Origin of the sequence: Klebsiella sp. K47 (genome assembly GCF_051858335.1) — a bacterium.
GTDB classification, from domain to species: domain Bacteria; phylum Pseudomonadota; class Gammaproteobacteria; order Enterobacterales; family Enterobacteriaceae; genus Klebsiella; species Klebsiella pneumoniae.
Genome location: NZ_JBPYUI010000001.1, coordinates 355,883 through 368,058, shown reverse-complemented (window position 1 = coordinate 368,058; position 12,176 = coordinate 355,883). Strand labels below are relative to the sequence as shown.

Below are 12,176 nucleotides of genomic sequence, written 5' to 3'. Positions count from 1 at the left end.
CCCAGGCTCTGAGAGCCGCTTAATATGAACCATCCAACTTTATGGGGTCAGTCCAGCAGCGCCGCCGGGCAATTCCTGAAGATTGCACATTGTCAGCAGTTTGAGAGAGGGCATCGCCCTCTCTTTTATTATGGTTCACGCTTGTTGCGCTTTACTGTTTCGGCTCGGCGACCACGGTGCTTCCCACGCCGCGGTTATTGTACTCCCACATGCGGTTGAAGCCGTTGTCGTTGAGGTTGCGCTGCAGATTGCCTTTGTCATCGGCGCTGCCGGTGTTGCCGCTGAACGGGCGGCCGGAGCCTACCGCCGCCGCCCACGGCTGGGCAATATTAAAGCCTTCATTGATAGCGCTGTCGCGGATCACCACCTGGCCGTTGCTGTTGCCATCGACATCCAGCGCGCGGCCGAGCTGCGCGACGTTATCCCCGGAGGCGGTGAAGCGGCTGTTGGTCGCCAGGAAGCCGTAGGTCACGCTCTTCAGAGTAGCCGGCGCGAAGACATAGGCCTCTTTCTGGGTACGGGAGTTCACCACGCGGAAATCGGTGTTATCAAACACCACCGCGCCGCGGCCGGAAACGATATCCACATCGCCTTCAATGTAGCTGTTGGTCACCAGGGTGCGGGTCTGACGGTTGTCCTGCAGACGGTTTTGCACGCCGCTGTTGGTCACGAAGAAGGTGTTCTGACGGCCAAGAATATTGACCTTATTGATCTGCACCTGGTCGCCATCGCTGCGCAATGCCACCGCCTGGTGGGTACCGGCGTCAACGCTGTCGCCGAGGTTGTTGGCGATGGTCAGGTTCTGCAGCTGCAGACCATTATTCTGTGACCAGAAGACTGCGGAACACATTACGCCGACGGTCGCCGCGGATTTGCTTTGGCAACTGTCGAACATATACCACGCCGGTTTACCCGGCATATATTTACCGCCTGGATTGACCAGACGACGCCAGGTGTTGCGATCCATCTCGGAATCAATGGCTTCGCTGATTTTCACGTCGATTGGCTTATCGCCAGTACCATACAGGGTCAGGGCGCCCGGCGCCGCCGGAACGTAGACGGTTCCCGGGTACTCGCCCGGCATAATCGCGATATACAGACGACGGTTAGAGTGACGGGCAATTGCCGCATCCACCGCCGCCTGAATGGTGGTATGGGTTACGCCCTGGGTTCCCGCAGGGCCGACGATAAAGTCAGGCTGCGCCGGCAGGCTGATAGCAGACGGCGTCCAGGCGGCGGCGTTGGGAGCCAGCGACTGGAAATAGGCCGCCGGCGTGAAGTTTTTCGCTTCTTCGGCGTTGAGTATGGGACGCGCGGTAGTGCCCGGTGCAGTCTGCGTTGAGGGCTGTTGATCGGCAGGCGTCGAGCTACAGGCGGACAGCGTCACGCCGAAGGCCAGCGCCAGCGCCAGACGGGAAACGGAATATGTGTTCATGTTGCTCCGGGCAAAATTAAGCGTAGTGAAATACCCCGGCTGAGACGCCAGGGTATAAGTCCTTTAAAACCTGCTGTTTTATACTAACTTGAACGAAACGGGAAGACGTGGACGGAAAAACTTACCGTCTTTACGCAACGCGCAGCCCTGCCGGATGGTCTTTAGTCACAAAAAAATAACATTTCCCTGCGCTATTGTTGACTTTACCGGCGTTATGAAAATAAATGTCTATACAACCCATGACAAGTTAAGCGCTATGACTGAAGCCACTTCCGAACTCGTTATCTGGCGAAACGGGCGTCTCGCCACCCTGAACCCCGATCACGCTCAACCTTACGGCCTGCTGGAGCGCCATGCGCTGCTGGTGCGCGACGGCCGCATCGCGGCGATTGTCGCCGAAGATGACGTCCCCAGCGGGCGCAGTATCGATCTTGAAGGCCGGTTGGTAACGCCGGGATTAATCGACTGCCACACCCATCTCGTCTTCGGCGGCAGCCGGGCCCAGGAGTGGGAGCAGCGGCTGAACGGCGTGTCGTATCAAACCATCAGCGCCAGCGGCGGCGGCATTAACTCCACCGTGCGCGCCACGCGCGACAGCAGCGAAGCTGAACTACTGGCGCTGGCCCAGCCGCGTCTGGAACGCCTGCTGCGTGAAGGGGTGACCACCCTGGAGATCAAATCCGGCTACGGCCTCGACCTGCCAAACGAACGCAAAATGCTGCGGGTCGCCCGACAACTGGCCGATCATAATGGCGTGGAACTGTCGGCGACGCTGCTCTCCGCCCACGCCACGCCGCCGGAATATCAAGGCGATGCTAACGGCTATATTACGCTGGTCTGCGAGACCATTTTGCCGACGCTGTGGCAGGAGGGACTGTTTGAAAGCGTTGACGTCTTCTGCGAAAACGTCGGCTTCAGCCCGCAGCAAACTGAGCGCGTCTTTCAGGCGGCGCAGGCGCTGGGCATTCCGGTAAAAGGCCACGTTGAGCAGCTCTCGTCGCTGGGCGGCGCGCAGCTGGTGAGCCGCTATCATGGGCTTTCCGCCGACCATATCGAGTATCTGACGGAAGAGGGCGTGGCGGCGATGCGCGAAAGCGGCACCGTGGCAGCCCTGCTCCCCGGCGCGTTCTACTTCCTTAATGAAACCCGTAAACCGCCGGTCGAGCTGCTGCGCAAGTACCAGGTGCCGATGGCGGTGGCGACCGATTTCAACCCCGGCACCAGCCCCTTCGCCAGCCTGCATCTGGCGATGAACATGGCCTGCGTCAAGTTTGGCCTGACGCCGGAGGAGGCGTGGGCCGGGGTGACGCGCCATGCCGCGCGGGCGCTGGGGCGCCAGGCCAGCCACGGCCAGCTGGCGCCGGGCTTTGTCGCTAACTTCGCCATCTGGGATGCTGAGCATCCCGTCGAGATGGTGTATGAGCCGGGGCGCAGTCCGCTCTGGCATCGCGTTGTTCAAGGAGAATTGCAATGATGCTGTGGCAAGCTACGCCAGCCAGTCTCTGGCAGGGACGCGACGACAGCGCGGAAGCGCCCAATGCGCTGCGCCTGTTCCAGACCATCGCCCGCGCGGAACGCTTCGCGCCGCAGGAGATGCCCGGCGATATCGCGCTGCTCGGCTTCGCCTGTGACGAAGGGGTTCGGCGTAACAAGGGGCGTACCGGGGCAGCGGACGGCCCGGCGACCCTGCGCCGGGCGTTGGCCAATATGGCCAGCCATCAGGGCCATGACCGCTGCGTGGATATGGGCACGATTAGCGTCGACGGTGAACAGTTAGAAGCCGCGCACCAGGCGCTACGCGAGGCGGTGGCCGCCTGTCAACGCGCCGGCAAACGCACGCTGGTGCTGGGCGGCGGTCACGAGACGGCCTTCGGCCACGGCGCTGGGGTACTGGATGCCTTCCCGGGCGAAAAAGTGGGCATTATTAATCTCGATGCGCATCTGGATTTACGCTTTGCCGAATGCGCCAGTTCCGGGACGCCATTCCGCCAGCTGGCGCTGGAGTGTGAAGCGCAGCAGCGAGGTTTTCACTATACCTGCATTGGCGTCAGCCGGGCGGCGAACACCCAGGCGTTATGGGATGAAGCGGCGCGCCGCCAGGTGGCTATCGTTGAAGATCTGGAGGTGCTGGCAGCCTTCGAAACACGCGTGTTGCCGGAGCTTGAGCGCAATATCGCGCAATTCGACCGTCTGTATCTGACTATCGATCTCGACGTGCTGCCGGCGCGAGAAATGCCGGCGGTGTCGGCCCCGGCGGCGCTGGGCGTGCCGCTGGCCACGCTGCTGCGCATCGTTGAGCCGCTGTGCCGCAGCGGTAAGCTGCAGGCGGTGGATCTGGTGGAGTTTAACCCGCTGTTTGACATTGACGGTCAGGGCGCTCGCGCGGCGGCCCGTGTGGCATGGCAAATCGCCCATTGGTGGCGCTAGCGATCCGCGCTATTATTTTCGTTTCGCCGCTCCGCTTATTACGCATAAGGAAAGCCAGGCCATGTTTGCACAACAACCTCGTTCCGCGCCCGCGCCTTTCTATGAAAAGGTGAAGCAGGCGATCAGCGAAAAGATCCACAGCGGCGTCTGGCGACCGCATGACCGTATCCCGTCGGAAGCTGAGCTGGTGGCCCAGTTCGGCTTCAGCCGGATGACCATCAATCGCGCGCTGCGCGAGCTGACGGACGAAGGCCTGCTGGTCAGGTTGCAAGGGGTGGGAACCTTTGTCGCCGAGCCGAAAGGGCAGTCGGCGCTGTTCGAGGTGCGCAGTATTGCCGCAGAAATTGTCGCCCGTCACCATCAGCACCGCTGTGAGGTACTCCTGCTGGAGGAGACCCGGGCGGATCATATTCAGGCGACGGCGCTCAGCGTCCCGGAAGGCACCCGCATTTTTCACTCGCTGATGGTGCATTACGAAAACGAGGTGCCGGTGCAAATCGAAGATCGCTGCGTCAATGCCGCAGTGGTCCCGGACTATCTGCATCAGGACTACACCGCCACCACGCCCCATGATTACCTGTCGCTGATCGCGCCGTTAACTGAAGGTGAACACATTGTTGAAGCGGTGCAGGCCACGGCGGAAGAGTGCGCGCTGCTGCATATTCACGCCCACGATCCGTGCCTGCTGATCCGTCGCCGCACCTGGTCGACAACCCACATCGTCTCCCACGCGCGCCTGCTGTTCCCCGGTAGCCGATATCGTCTGCAGGGGCGCTTTGGCTCCTGATCCACGCTGGCGTCAGCAAAACGTGATTGCTGACGCAATATAACAAAATTGTATCATTTCTGTTAAATCCTGGCTTGCGCATGCTTGTATAGACAAGTATATGTATCTACGTAAACAACGTTCATTGTCAGGAGAAACCCCGATGTCGCAAAGCAAATATCGCCAGCTGGACGTACGTGCCCCGAGAGGCACGACGCTTACCGCCAAGAGCTGGTTGACCGAAGCGCCGCTGCGTATGTTAATGAACAACCTCGATCCCGATGTCGCCGAAAACCCGCATGAGCTGGTGGTCTATGGCGGTATCGGTCGCGCTGCGCGCAACTGGGAATGCTATGACGCTATCGTGAAGGCGCTGAAAAACCTGGAAAGCGATGAGACCCTGCTGGTGCAGTCCGGCAAACCGGTCGGCGTATTTAAAACGCATGAAAACTCGCCGCGCGTGCTGATCGCCAACTCCAACCTGGTCCCGCACTGGGCCACCTGGGAACACTTCAACGAACTGGATGCCAAAGGGCTGGCGATGTACGGCCAGATGACCGCCGGCAGCTGGATCTACATCGGTAGCCAGGGCATCGTGCAGGGCACCTATGAAACCTTCGTCGAAGCCGGTCGCCAGCACTATCAGGGCAGCCTGAAAGGCCGCTGGGTGTTAACCGCCGGTCTGGGCGGCATGGGCGGCGCGCAGCCGCTGGCCGCGACGCTGGCCGGGGCCTGCTCGCTGAACATCGAATGTCAGCAGAGCCGCATCGATTTCCGGCTGCGTACCCGCTACGTGGATGAGCAAGCCACCTCGCTGGATGACGCCCTGGCGCGCATCAAAAAATACACCGCCGAAGGGCGGGCCATCTCTATCGCGCTGTGCGGCAACGCCGCGGAGATCGTACCGGAGCTGGTGAAGCGCGGCGTGCGCCCGGATATGGTCACCGACCAGACCAGCGCCCACGACCCGCTGCATGGCTATCTGCCGAAAGGCTGGAGCTGGGAAGAGTATCAGCAGAAAGCCGAATCCGACCCGCAGGGCACTATTCTGGCGGCTAAACGCTCGATGGCCGATCACGTGCAGGCGATGCTGGCCTTCCATGAGATGGGGGTCCCAACCTTCGACTACGGCAACAACATCCGCCAGATGGCGCAGGAAGTGGGCGTCAGCAACGCCTTCGATTTCCCGGGCTTCGTGCCGGCCTATATCCGCCCGCTGTTCTGCCGCGGTATCGGCCCGTTCCGCTGGGTAGCGCTGTCCGGCGATCCGCAGGATATCTACAAAACCGACGCGAAAGTGAAAGAGATCATTAAAGATGATCAGCATCTGCACCACTGGCTGGATATGGCGCGCGAGCGCATCAGCTTCCAGGGACTGCCGGCGCGTATCTGCTGGGTCGGTCTGGAGTGGCGGCAAAAGCTCGGTCTGGCGTTTAACGAAATGGTGCGCAGCGGCGAAGTCTCCGCGCCGATCGTCATTGGCCGGGATCACCTTGACTCCGGCTCCGTCGCCAGCCCGAACCGCGAAACCGAAGCGATGCGCGATGGTTCTGATGCGGTCTCCGACTGGCCGCTGCTCAACGCCCTGCTCAATACCGCCAGCGGCGCGACCTGGGTGTCGCTGCACCACGGCGGCGGGGTAGGCATGGGCTTCTCGCAACACTCCGGGATGGTTATCGTCTGCGATGGTACCGATGAAGCGGCGGCGCGTATCGCCCGCGTCCTGCACAACGACCCGGCCACCGGCGTGATGCGTCATGCCGACGCGGGGTATGAGATTGCCATTGAATGCGCAGCAGAACAGGGTCTGAATCTTCCGATGGTGGCGGCAACGCAGGGGAACGCTAAATGAAATCTTTAACTTTGATCCCGGGTCAACTCAGCCTGTCGCAGCTCCGCGACGTTTACAGCCACCCGGTAAATATTACCCTCGACAGCGGCGCGTTTGCCGCCATTGACGAGAGCGTGGCCTGCGTTAACGCCATCCTCGCCGAAGGGCGGACCGCCTACGGCATCAACACCGGTTTTGGCCTGCTGGCGCAGACCCGTATCTCGACGGAAGATCTGGAGAACCTGCAGCGTTCGCTGGTGCTATCCCATGCGGCAGGCGTTGGCGAGCCGCTGGACGATGATCTGACGCGGCTGATTATGGTGCTGAAGATTAACAGCCTGTCCCGCGGTTTCTCCGGGATCCGCCTGAGCGTGATCCAGGCGCTGATTGGCCTGGTGAATGCCGGCGTGACGCCGTGGATCCCGGCTAAAGGCTCCGTCGGCGCTTCCGGCGACCTCGCGCCGCTGGCGCATATGTCGCTGACCCTGCTCGGAGAAGGTAAAGCGCGGGTACGCGGCGGCGAATGGCTGCCGGCCACCGAAGCGCTGCGTCAGGTGGGGCTGGAGCCGATTACCCTGGCGGCGAAAGAGGGGCTGGCGCTACTCAACGGCACCCAGGCCTCGACCGCTTTTGCCCTGCGCGGTCTGTTCGAAGCCGAGGATCTGTTCGCCTCCGCGGTCGTCTGCGGGGCGTTAACCACCGAAGCGGCGCTGGGCTCACGTCGTCCGTTTGATGCGCGCATCCATGAAGTGCGCGGCCAGCGCGGGCAGATTGATGCGGCGGCGTTGTATCGCCACCTGCTGACCGACGATAGCGCGATCTCGCAGTCGCACCATAACTGCAGCAAGGTGCAGGACCCGTACTCCCTGCGCTGCCAGCCGCAGGTGATGGGCGCCTGCCTGACGCAGATCCGCCAGGCGGCTGAGGTGCTGCTGGCTGAAGCCAACGCGGTCTCCGATAACCCGCTGGTCTTTGCCGCCGAAAATGACGTCATCTCCGGCGGTAACTTCCATGCCGAACCGGTGGCGATGGCCGCGGATAATATCGCGCTGGCGATCGCCGAAATCGGCTCGCTCTCCGAGCGCCGCATCGCGCTGATGATGGACAGCCATATGTCGCAGCTGCCGCCGTTCCTCGTCAAAAATGGCGGCGTCAACTCCGGGTTTATGATTGCCCAGGTCACGGCGGCGGCCTTAGCCAGTGAAAACAAAGCGCTGTCGCACCCGCATAGCGTTGACAGCCTGCCCACCTCTGCCAACCAGGAAGACCACGTCTCGATGGCGCCGGCGGCCGGTCGCCGCCTGTGGGCGATGGCCGAGAACACCCGCGGGGTGCTGGCCGTTGAGTGGCTGGCGGCGGCGCAGGGGCTGGATATGCGCGAAGGACTGACCACCAGTCCGCTGCTGGAAGAGGCGCGTCACTTGCTGCGCGAACGCGTGCCGCACTATACGCAGGATCGCTACTTCGCCCCGGATATCGATAACGCCATTGCGCTTCTGGCGGCCCGTCACCTGACGCGTCTGCTGCCTGCCGTACTGCATTAATCACCGTTGTTCTCTGTACCCGCGTCGGGGGAAGTCATTCCCCCGACCGCCCTACACCGCATATTTGTCGTCATATAAAAAAATCAGGACACCTGTATATGCAACAACAACACAAGCCACATCTGCTCCGCGGGCTCAATGCCCGACACATTCGGTTTATTGCGCTCGGCTCCGCTATCGGCACCGGGCTGTTCTATGGCTCGGCCTCAGCCATCAAAGCGGCGGGCCCGGCGGTGCTGCTGGCCTATCTGATTGGCGGCGCGGCGGTGTTTATCGTCATGCGCGCGCTGGGCGAGATGGCGGTGCGCAACCCGGTTTCCGGCTCCTTCGGCAGCTATGCCCGCCAGTATCTCGGGCCGCTGGCCGGGTTTATTACCGGCTGGACCTACACCTTTGAAATGGTGATCGTCGCCCTGGCCGACGTCACCGCCTTCGGCATCTATATGGGATTGTGGTACCCCGATGTGCCGCGCTGGATCTGGATCCTCAGCATCATCTTCTTTATCGGCGCGATGAACCTGTGCAACGTGCGGGTATTTGGCGAGATGGAGTTCTGGCTGTCTCTGGTGAAGGTGGTGGCGATTATCGCCATGATGCTGGCGGGGGCGGGGATCATCTTCTTTGGCTTTGGCCACAGCTTCCCGGCCACCGGGCTGGAAAACCTCTGGAGCCACGGCGGCTTTGCCCCTAACGGCTGGCAGGGCGTTATCGCCTCGCTTGGCATCGTGATGTTCGCCTTCGGCGGGGTGGAGATTATCGGCGTCACCGCCGCGGAAGCGAAGGATCCTAAGAAGGTGATCCCGCAGGCCATCAATACCATTCCGCTGCGCATTATCCTGTTCTACGTCTGCACCCTGGCGGTACTGATGGCGATCTTCCCGTGGAACAGCTTTGGCGAACAGGGGAGTCCGTTTGTGCTTATTTTCGACGGTCTGGGGATCCCGGCGGCGGCGACCATCCTTAACATCATCGTGATCAGCGCCAGCATCTCGGCGATTAACAGCGATATTTTTGGCGCCGGACGCATGATGTACGGCATGTCGAAAGAGGGGCTGGCGCCGAAAAGCTTCCAGCGCATCGCCAGCAACAGTGTGCCCTGGATGACGGTGGTGGTCATGGGCGGCGCGCTGCTGGCGGCGGTGGTATTGAACTATCTGATCCCCGAGCAGGTATTTGTGCTAATTGCTTCGCTGGCGGCATTCGCCACGGTATGGGTGTGGCTGATGATTCTGCTATCCCATTTTGCCATGCGCCGCGGTTTGTCTGCCGAAGAGCGCAGCCAGATCGCCTTTCCCATTCCGTTCTGGCCGGTTGCGCCGCTGTTGACGCTACTGTTTATGGGGCTGGTCATCGCCGTACTAGGGATGTTTGCCGAAACGCGGATGGCGCTGATCGCCGGCCTAGTCTGGCTCGGGCTGCTGACGGTGGTGTGGTATGCGCGGGTGCGTAAAACGGCGCTGCAGGTAGTCACTGAACAGTAAGGCCAATTTCCCCGGTGGCGCTGCGCTTACCGGGGCTACAAATGGCACGGACCGTAGGCCGGGTAAGGCGTCAGCCGCCGCCCGGCATAAAAGCGGCTCCGTGCCCGCGGCAATCGCCCGGCGGCGCTGCGCTTGCGCGGGCCTGGGGGTATTGTAGATACTGCTATCGGCTTGTAACGGTTTTAATCCGGTAAAAACAGTTGTTTTGTATTAATTCCGAGCACATTGCGCTCCCGAAATGTCTTCTACGTTATGTTACTCATGGCGCAGGGAGCGCACAGGGGGCGGCCAGTCGCCGCCGCCCCCTGTACCCCCGGGCTCCGGCCAGCAACATCGCCGCTGCGCGGTCCCTTCGACTTATCCCTGCAGGCTTCGGGTCGGGCCGAGGCAGCGTCCGTGCAAAACACGGCCCTCAGCCCGCATCCATGCGGGCTGCCCCGGCCTTCCGGGAACGTCTCAGCGATGTTGAGGCCGCCAACAACGGCAGTTTCAGCGGCCCCATGTTCGGCGGCGATTCACATACTGGGTCTGGACCCCGTAGGCCGGGTAAGGCGTCAGCCGCCACCCGGCAAAATAACCGCGCAATAGCACCGTAGGCCGGGCAAGGCGTCAGCCGCCGCCCGGCATAAAAGCGGCTCCGTGCCCGCGGCAATCGCCCGGCGGCGCTGCGCTAGCATGGGCGTGGGGGTAGTGTAGGTCGGGTAAGCGCAGCGCCACCCGAAAAACAAATGGCGCCGCGGGTACCCCGGATAAGGCGCAAGCCGCTATCCGGGGAAGATTAACTGAACAGGGCGGTGATGGAGGCGCTGGCGAGGGAATGGAAATGGACGTTAAAGCCGACCATCGCGCCGCTGGCCTCAGCATCCACCTCAATTTTCTCGACGTCCAGGGCGTGGACGGTGAAGATATAGCGGTGGGTTTCGCCCTTCGGCGGCGCCGCGCCGCCGTAGCCTGCCTTACCAAAATCGGTGCGGGTCTGAACGGCCTCTTCCGGCAGCTCCGCCTGACCGGAACCGGCCCCTTGCGGCAGGACGCGGGTATCGGCCGGCAGGTTTGCGACCACCCAGTGCCACCAGCCGGAGCCGGTCGGCGCATCCGGATCGTAGCAGGTCACCACAAAGCTTTTGGTTCCCGCGGGCACATCATCCCACATCAGATGCGGCGAAATATTGTCGCCATCGTAGCCCATGCCGTTGAAGACGTGACGATTAGGCAGCTTACCGCCGTCCTGGAGATCGTGACTGATCAGTTTCATGCTTCATCCTCATTGATAATGCGCTGATTAACAAAGAAGTGTAGCCTTCCCGACGACGCAATTCCGCTATTTATTCGCTAAAAAATGTTTCGTCCTGCACTGCCTGGTTGACCGCACGGGTCAGGCGGGTCAGCTGCTCGGGCGTGATGATGTACGGCGGCATCAGATAAATCAGCCGGCCAAACGGACGGATCCAGACTCCCTGCTCGACGAAAAAGCGCTGCAGGGCGGCCATGTTGACCGGGCGACGGGTTTCAACCACGCCAATAGCGCCCAGCACGCGGACGTCCGCGACCAGCGCAGATCCCCGCGCCGGGGCCAGCTCGGCCTGCAGCTGGGCTTCAATCGCCGCCACCTGCGGCTGCCATTCGCCGCTCTCCAGCAGGCGCAGGCTTTCGCTGGCCACCGCGCAGGCCAGCGGATTGCCCATAAAGGTGGGGCCGTGCATAAAGCAACCGGCTTCGCCATTGCTAATGGTTTCAGCAACCGTTCGGGTGGTGATGGCGGCGGAAAGGGTCATGGTGCCGCCGGTCAGCGCTTTGCCCAGACACAGAATGTCGGCGGTAATCCCGGCGTGTTCACAAGCGAACAGCTTGCCGGTGCGGCCAAAGCCGGTGGCAATCTCATCGGCGATCAGCAGTATCCCTTCCCGGTCGCACATTTTACGCACCCGCTTCAGCCACTCCGGATGGTACATCCGCATGCCGCCCGCCCCCTGGACGATAGGTTCGAGGATCACCGCGGCGATTTCGTGACGATGCGCGGCCATCAGGCGGGCAAACGGTACCATATCCATCTCGTCCCACTCGCCGTCAAAGCGGCTTTGCGGCGCGGGGGCGAACAGGTTATCCGGCAGGTAGCCCTGCCACAGGCTGTGCATCGAGTTCTGCGGATCGCAGACCGACATCGCTCCGAAGGTATCCCCGTGATAGCCGTTGCGGAAGGTCAGAAAACGACGACGTGGTTCGCCTTTAGCCTGCCAGTACTGCAGCGCCATTTTCATCGCCACCTCTACCGCCACTGAACCGGAGTCGGCGAGGAAAACGCACTCCAGCGAGGCCGGGGTCATCGCCACCAGCTGACGGCATAGCGCAACTGCCGGCGGATGGGTGATCCCGCCGAACATCACGTGCGACATTTGGTCAATTTGTCCCTTCAGCGCCGCATTGAGGCGTGGGTGATTGTAGCCGTGGATCGCCGCCCACCAGGAAGACATACCGTCAACCAACTGTTCGCCGCCGGCGAGGGACAGCTCGCAACCGTGGGCGGACACCACCGGGTAGACCGGCAGGGGGGAAGTCATAGAGGTGTAGGGGTGCCAGATGTGGCGCCGATCGAAAGCGAGATCGTCCAGTGTCATAAGTGACTTGTAAACCATTTTGAAAACATTTAGGTTTACAAGTCTACACTGAACTTACTTACAATGAAACGTACACA

Annotated in this window: 9 protein-coding genes; 6 read left to right on the top strand and 3 right to left on the bottom strand. The window is 61.6% G+C overall.

Annotated features, from left to right (window positions below; genetic code table 11):
- Nucleotides 1-151 precede the first annotated feature (151 nt).
- On the bottom strand, nt 152-1,435 hold the full coding sequence (locus tag RRF55_RS01710; RefSeq protein WP_004142122.1) for a putative acyl-CoA thioester hydrolase: 1,284 nt from the start codon (nt 1,433-1,435) through the stop codon (nt 152-154).
- Between the two features lie 154 nt (nt 1,436-1,589).
- Between RRF55_RS01710 and hutI the strand changes: the two genes are divergently transcribed.
- From hutI to RRF55_RS01680, 6 genes are all read left to right on the top strand, one after another.
- Nucleotides 1,590-2,909 (top strand): imidazolonepropionase, encoded by a 1,320-nt coding sequence (gene hutI / locus RRF55_RS01705; protein WP_004182478.1) that lies wholly within the window; start codon nt 1,590-1,592, stop codon nt 2,907-2,909.
- A complete protein-coding gene (gene hutG / locus RRF55_RS01700) occupies nt 2,906-3,862 on the top strand; it encodes a formimidoylglutamase (RefSeq protein WP_032414694.1) in 957 nt (318 codons plus the stop codon). The genes hutI and hutG overlap by 4 nt, the downstream gene beginning before the upstream one ends.
- 61 nt (nt 3,863-3,923) lie before the next feature.
- Nucleotides 3,924-4,649 carry a histidine utilization repressor gene (locus tag RRF55_RS01695; RefSeq protein ID WP_002895358.1) on the top strand — a complete coding sequence of 242 codons (726 nt, stop codon included), beginning with the start codon at nt 3,924-3,926 and terminating at the stop codon, nt 4,647-4,649.
- Between the two features lie 142 nt (nt 4,650-4,791).
- Nucleotides 4,792-6,480: a urocanate hydratase gene (gene hutU, locus RRF55_RS01690; protein ID WP_004151699.1), complete on the top strand. Its 1,689-nt coding sequence runs from the start codon at nt 4,792-4,794 to the stop codon at nt 6,478-6,480.
- Nucleotides 6,477-8,003, top strand: coding sequence for a histidine ammonia-lyase (hutH, locus tag RRF55_RS01685; RefSeq protein ID WP_002895420.1), 1,527 nt, complete (start codon nt 6,477-6,479; stop codon nt 8,001-8,003). The genes hutU and hutH overlap by 4 nt, the downstream gene beginning before the upstream one ends.
- Nucleotides 8,004-8,101: 98 nt before the next feature.
- Nucleotides 8,102-9,484 (top strand): amino acid permease, encoded by a 1,383-nt coding sequence (locus tag RRF55_RS01680; protein ID WP_004176814.1) that lies wholly within the window; start codon nt 8,102-8,104, stop codon nt 9,482-9,484.
- Between the two features lie 778 nt (nt 9,485-10,262).
- Here RRF55_RS01680 and RRF55_RS01675 read toward each other — a convergent pair.
- Entirely contained in the window at nt 10,263-10,739 is a 477-nt protein-coding gene (locus tag RRF55_RS01675; protein WP_002895575.1) for a kinase inhibitor, read from the bottom strand.
- A 70-nt stretch (nt 10,740-10,809) separates the two neighbouring features.
- On the bottom strand, nt 10,810-12,099 hold the full coding sequence (gene bioA, locus RRF55_RS01670; RefSeq protein WP_004176805.1) for an adenosylmethionine--8-amino-7-oxononanoate transaminase: 1,290 nt from the start codon (nt 12,097-12,099) through the stop codon (nt 10,810-10,812).
- Nucleotides 12,100-12,176 lie beyond the last annotated feature (77 nt).